The organism is Kitasatospora sp. NPDC007106 (genome assembly GCF_040634455.1).
In the GTDB taxonomy this organism is placed as follows: domain Bacteria; phylum Actinomycetota; class Actinomycetes; order Streptomycetales; family Streptomycetaceae; genus Kitasatospora; species Kitasatospora arboriphila.
Map to the genome: position 1 here is coordinate 1 of NZ_JBEYFP010000369.1, position 5,926 is coordinate 5,926.

At 72.6% G+C, this 5,926-nt stretch carries 5 protein-coding genes; 4 read left to right on the forward strand and 1 reads right to left on the reverse strand.

All coding sequences use genetic code 11. The annotated features are described in order from the left end of the window. Positions 1-232 precede the first annotated feature (232 nt). On the forward strand, positions 233-2,161 hold the full coding sequence (locus tag ABZ641_RS23585) for a TIGR03960 family B12-binding radical SAM protein (RefSeq protein WP_344627370.1): 1,929 nt from the start codon (positions 233-235) through the stop codon (positions 2,159-2,161). A gap of 51 nt (positions 2,162-2,212) precedes the next feature. Here ABZ641_RS23585 and ABZ641_RS23590 read toward each other — a convergent pair whose 3' ends face one another. Continuing rightward, positions 2,213-3,628, reverse strand: coding sequence for a recombinase family protein (locus ABZ641_RS23590; protein WP_344627371.1), 1,416 nt, complete (start codon positions 3,626-3,628; stop codon positions 2,213-2,215). Positions 3,629-3,742: 114 nt separating this feature from the next. Here ABZ641_RS23590 and ABZ641_RS23595 point away from each other — a divergent pair, with 114 nt between their 5' ends. The 3 genes from ABZ641_RS23595 to ABZ641_RS23605 all read left to right on the forward strand — a co-directional run. After that, the gene (locus ABZ641_RS23595; protein ID WP_344627372.1) at positions 3,743-4,480 is read left to right on the forward strand and encodes a hypothetical protein; all 738 of its coding nucleotides are present in this window, start codon (positions 3,743-3,745) and stop codon (positions 4,478-4,480) included. A gap of 138 nt (positions 4,481-4,618) precedes the next feature. Next, positions 4,619-5,383, forward strand: a complete 765-nt coding sequence (locus tag ABZ641_RS23600) for a TIGR03936 family radical SAM-associated protein (protein WP_344627373.1) — start codon at positions 4,619-4,621, stop codon at positions 5,381-5,383. 348 nt (positions 5,384-5,731) lie between these two features. Further along, a partial coding sequence (locus tag ABZ641_RS23605; protein ID WP_359984630.1) for a hypothetical protein occupies positions 5,732-5,926 on the forward strand: 195 nt, incomplete at its 3' end.

Here is a 5,926-nt window from a genome sequence, read left to right on the forward strand (position 1 = left end):
GATATAAGTATTGTGGTTATTTGTTTTATTCGGTGTGATATTCCTAACGGCCCCCCCCCCCCGCCCCGCCGCCCCGACGGCCACCGCCGTCGCGGGCGCCGACCCGTTCCACGGCCGCGGAGCCGGTGCGTTCCGGCCGGGAAGGACCGGTGCGTTCCGGCCGGGAAGGAGGGGCGGCCGGGTCCGGTAACCTTGAGGGTCGTCCCCGTCCACGACCCAAAGGGCTCACCGCATGCCAGTCGAATCGGTCTTCCCACGCCTGGAGGCACTCCTCCCGCACGTCCAGAAGCCGATCCAGTACGTCGGCGGCGAGCTCAACTCGACCGTCAAGGACTGGGACGCCTGCGACGTGCGCTGGGCCCTGATGTACCCCGACGCCTACGAGGTCGGCCTGCCCAACCAGGGCGTCATGATCCTCTACGAGGTGCTCAACGAGCGCGAGGGCGTGCTCGCCGAGCGCACCTACAGCGTCTGGCCCGACCTGGAGGCGCTGATGCGGGAGCACGGCGTCCCGCAGTTCACCGTCGACGCGCACCGCCCGGTGAAGGACTTCGACCTCTTCGGTCTCTCCTTCTCCACCGAGCTCGGCTACACCAACATGCTGACCGCGCTCGACCTCGCCGGCATCCCGCTGGAGTCCAAGGACCGCGGCCTCGACGACCCGATCGTGCTCGCCGGCGGCCACGCCGCCTTCAACCCCGAGCCGATCGCCGACTTCCTCGACTGCGCCGTCGTCGGCGACGGCGAGCAGGCCGTCCTCGACATGACCGAGATCGTCCGCGCCTGGAAGGCCGAGGGCCGCCCCGGAGGCCGCGACGAGGTGCTCCTGCGGCTCGCGAAGACCGGCGGCGTGTACGTGCCGCGCTTCTACGACGTCGAGTACCTGCCGGACGGCCGGATCGGCCGCGTCGTGCCGAACCGCCCCGGCGTGCCGTGGCGGGTCTCCAAGCACACCGTCATGGACCTCGACGAGTGGCCCTACCCCAAGCAGCCGCTCGTCCCGCTCGCCGAGACCGTCCACGAGCGGATGTCGGTGGAGATCTTCCGCGGCTGCACCCGCGGCTGCCGCTTCTGCCAGGCCGGCATGATCACGCGCCCCGTGCGGGAGCGAAGCATCACCGGCATCGGCGAGATGGTCGACCGCGGCCTCAAGGCGACCGGCTTCGAGGAGGTCGGCCTGCTCTCGCTGTCCAGCGCCGACCACTCCGAGATCGCCGACGTCACCAAGGGCCTCGCCGACCGCTACGCCGAGGACAAGATCGGCCTGTCGCTGCCGTCCACCCGCGTCGACGCGTTCAACATCGACCTGGCCAACGAGCTCTCCCGCAACGGCCGCCGCTCCGGTCTGACCTTCGCCCCCGAGGGCGGCAGCGAGCGCATCCGCAAGGTGATCAACAAGATGGTGTCCGAGGAGGACCTCATCAACACGGTCGCCACCGCGTACGGCAACGGCTGGCGCCAGGTGAAGCTGTACTTCATGTGCGGCCTGCCCACCGAGACGGACGAGGACGTCCTGCAGATCGGCGAGATGGCGAAGAACGTCATCGCCAAGGGCCGCGAGGTCACCGGCGGCAACGACATCCGCTGCACCGTCTCCATCGGCGGCTTCGTGCCCAAGCCGCACACCCCCTTCCAGTGGGCCCCGCAGCTGTCCGCCGAGGACACCGACGCCCGCCTCGCCAAGCTGCGCGACTCCATCCGGCACGACCGCAAGTTCGGCAAGAACATCGGCTTCCGCTACCACGACGGCAAGCCCGGCATCGTCGAGGGCCTGCTCTCCCGCGGCGACCGCCGGATCGGCGCCGTCATCCGCGCCGTCTACGACGACGGCGGCCGCTTCGACGGCTGGCGCGAGCACTTCTCCTACGACCGCTGGATGGCCTGCGCCGAGAAGGGCCTCGCCGGCACCGGCGTCGACGTCGACTGGTACACCACCCGTGAGCGCACCTACGAGGAGGTGCTGCCCTGGGACCACCTGGACAGCGGCCTCGACAAGGACTGGCTCTGGGAGGACTGGCAGGACGCCCTCGAAGAGGTCGAGGTCGAGGACTGCCGCTGGACCCCGTGCTTCGACTGCGGGGTGTGTCCTCAGCTCGGCACGCACATCCAGGTCGGCCCCACGGGCCAGAAGCTGCTGCCGCTGAGCGTGGTCAACAAGTAGTGAGCCCATGTGCCGTCGGCCCCGTCCTCGGACGGGGCCGACGGCCTTTCGTCATGAGCCGGATCCGCCCGCGAAGGCGTCGCGCCTGACGATCAGGTGCTCCTCCACATCGGGCGGGACGGCCAGCTCCAGGCCCACGTCCGGCGCCCGCTGCCCGGGAACCCTCGTCCGGCGGACACGGCAGGTGACCCGGCCCCGCCGGAGGTCCTCCGCCATCGTCCCGGCGCCCTCGCGCTGCCAGCGGTCACCGAAGGTGTCGCCGTCCGACGACACCGTCCAGCACGCTGCGGCCGGCCCGTCGGTCCCGCCCGTGTCACCCCGGTACTCCCGCACACGAACGGGGAACGCCCCGAGCCTGGTCACGACCTCGGCGGAGAGCCTGTCGTACACGGCGTCGGGTCGGGGCGCCCCCAGGCCCCCGCCGGGGCAGACCCGGCAGCGCAGGTAGGCGTAGGTGCGCCGGTTCGTCGTGGTCCGGTGGACCGTCATGTTGGTGTCGCAGTCCGCGCACACCAGGACTCCGAGGAACTCGGTGGCACCACCGGGGCTCCGGTGCGGCTGCGTGGTGGCCCTGCGGTCCAGGGCCGACTGGAGCGACTGCCACTCCTCCTCGCCGAAGATCGGATCGGCCACCCGGATCGGACGGCCGGACCGGTCGCACACGACCCTCGACCGGCGGACGCCCGCGTCCTTGTCGACCTCCACCCGCCACCCACGCAGCGCGGGGTTCCGCAGCCGCCGCAGCAGCGTTGCTGCGGTCCACCGGCCACCACCGCCCGTGGGGATCCGGGCCCGGTGGAGCACGGCAGCCATCCGGCGCGCCGACACCCCGCGCAGTGCCGCGTGGCGGCACCAGCGCAGAACACGGGCGGCTCCTGGTTCGACGACCAGCCTGCCCCCGGCACTCGTCGCGTAGCCGTAGGGAGGCCTGCCCACCAGCCAGTCCGACTGGGTCTTCGTGTACGCCCAGAGACTGGTGATGCGAGTGCTGGTGCCGCCCGCCTCGAGTTCGGCCACGCTGCCGAGCACGGTCGCCAGCTCCTTCCCCGCTGCGGTGGACAGGTCGATGGCCTCGTGCTTCGACACCAGGTTCTTGCCGTGGTCCTCGCACCATCCGATCATGACGCTGAGGTCGGTCAGACGACGGACGAAGCGGTCCAGCTTCCAGAAGAGCAGGACGTCGAAGTCGGGGGCCCGCTCGTTCAGCCAGTGCCCCAGCTGTCTCCGCTTCCACGGCGGGACGCGTGTTGCGGAGACGTTCAGGTCGGCGGCCACTCCGACGACGCGGAAGCCGCGGTCCCGCGCCAGCCGTCGCAGATCGAGTTCCTGGCGCACCGGGGACGTGGTGTCGGCCGTGAGGGTCGAGAGCCTCACCGACAGCAGGGCGCGCGGGGCGTTCCGCGGCAGTGACCGCTCGCCCGCCAGCAGTTCTTCGAGCAGCGCGAGGTCGTTCTCGCGCCAGCGCACCCGCGGTGCGCCTCCTGGTGATTCCGTCTTCACACCCCGGCCAACGAGCCGTCCGTCCGCCGGATGCGGTCGTGTACTTTTCTGTCCTCATACGGAAACGCCGACGGGAGACGGATGACCGGGGAGAGACCCGCCGAGGGGTGCCTGGTGGCGTTCGTGCGGGTGCCGGCACGGGTCTTCGCGCTGCTGGTGGTGGTGCCGCTGCGCTTCCTCTGGGAGCTGCTGCTGGTCACCGTGCTGCGGCCCTGCGGGCGGGCGCTCGGGTGGCTGGTGCTGCAGGTCTGCCGCCTCCTGTACTGGACGCTGGTGTGGCCGCTCGTCCAGCTGTACCGGTACGTCCTCGTGCCGTGCGGGCACGCGCTGGCCCGGCTGGGCCGGGAGGTGCTGGCGCCGGCCGGGCGGGCCGGGTGGGCGGCGCTGCGCCGGTGCGGCCGGGTGCTGGTCGCGCTGCCGCTGGGCTGGCTGGGCCGTAACGTCCTGCTGCCGCTGGGCCGCGGGCTGCTGGTGCTCGGCCGCCACCTCGTGGTCGTCCCCCTCGCGGCGCTGTGGCGGTACGTGCTGGCGCCGTGCGGCCGCGGGGTGCTGTGGCTGCTGTCGGGGCTCGCCCGGGGGTTCGGGTGGGCGGCGCGCGTCCTGGTGGCGGTGCCGCTGGTGTGGCTGTGGCGGGTGCTGCTGTACCCGGTGCTCCGCGAGCTGGGGAGGGCGATCGTCCGGGCCTGGCGGATCGGCGGGCGGATCTGGCGCTTCCTGGTGGTGCGGCCCTGCCGCTGGGTGCGGCGAGAGGTGTGGTGGCCGGCGAAGGCCGAGATCGGGCGGGTGCTGCGGGAGGTCCGGCGGGCCCTGGTGGGGTGACCCGGTCCGGGCGGCGGGCCCGGGCGCGTACCCTTGTCCTGACAAGCAACCGGCCGGTACGGCCGGACGGGACACCGATCTAAGGACTGAGCAGCCCTGGCACGCCGCACGCCCGACGGTCCGCCGCCCGCGCCGACGGTGCAGCGCATCCGTCTCCGCTACACCAAGCGCGGCCGTCTGCGCTTCACCAGCCACCGGGACTTCCAGCGGGCGTTCGAGCGTGCGCTCCGCCGCTCGGCCGTTCCCATGGCGTACTCCGCCGGCTTCACCCCGCACCCCAAGGTCTCCTACGCCAACGCCGCCCCGACGGGCGTCGCCAGCGAGGCGGAGTACCTGGAGATCGGCCTCGCCGAGGCCCGTGACCCGGAGGAGCTCCGGGCCCAGCTCGACGGGTCGCTGCCGCTCGGCCTGGACGTCGTCGACGCCGTCGAGGTCCGCACCGCCAACTTCGTCGAGCGCCTGGAGGCCTCCGAGTGGCAGCTGCGGCTGGCCGGCGTCGAGCAGGAGGAGGCGGCCCGCGCGGTCGCCGCGTTCCTGGCCGAGGAGGCCGTCGAGGTGCAGCGCACGACCAAGAACGGCGTGCGGGTGTTCGACGCCCGTGGGGCCGTCGCGTCGCTGCAGGTGCTCCCGTCGCAGGTGGGCGATGGTAACGACACTGGCACAGAGCGTGCCGACGATGTTCGTCCGGGCTCACCCTGTGCGATACTGCGGCTGGTAGTACGACATGCCACACCCGCCGTACGACCCGACGACGTTTTGTCCGGTCTCCGTGCGACGGCCGACCTGGCGCCGCCGGTCCCCGCTGAGGTGACCAGGCTGGCGCAGGGGCCGCTCGACGAGGAGACCGGCACGGTGACCGACCCGCTGGCGCTCGATCGCGCCGCGGCCCCGGCAGGCCGATAGCGGCCGCAGGGCCGCGCGCCTCTGCCGACCGCCGAGTGGGCAGGGAGCCAGGGCTCACCACCGGGCCGTGGCTCCCCGGTCCCCGCGGCTTCCCAGGGGAGCGAGCGTCGTCGCACGCAGCCGGGCCCCCGCGGCCCGACCTGGACAACGAGAAGACTGGTCAGACCAGAAGACTTTCGGCATCCCGCACCGTGCGGGACGCCGAGCGAGACTACGAGCTCCTGTGCGGCCTCGCGTCCGCACGGCAGCACCGTGGAAGCCGGCACGCCATCACCATGGCCGCCGTGAACCAGGTGCCGAGCCGTGCCCGGATGCGGAGCCCGGGGGCCTGACGGGAGATCCACCCGCATGCTCGAGAACACCGAACCGCAGTCCGCTGCGGAACCGGCCGACACCCCTGCCGACGGCGGTGCCGCGGCCCCGCCGCGCCGTCGTCGCCGTGCGGTCTCCCGCCCGGCCGGCGCCCCGCAGGGCGCCGCCGCCGAGGCGGCCGAGACCGTGCTGCCCGCCGAGCCGCAGCAGGACGGGGCCGTGGCCGCCGAG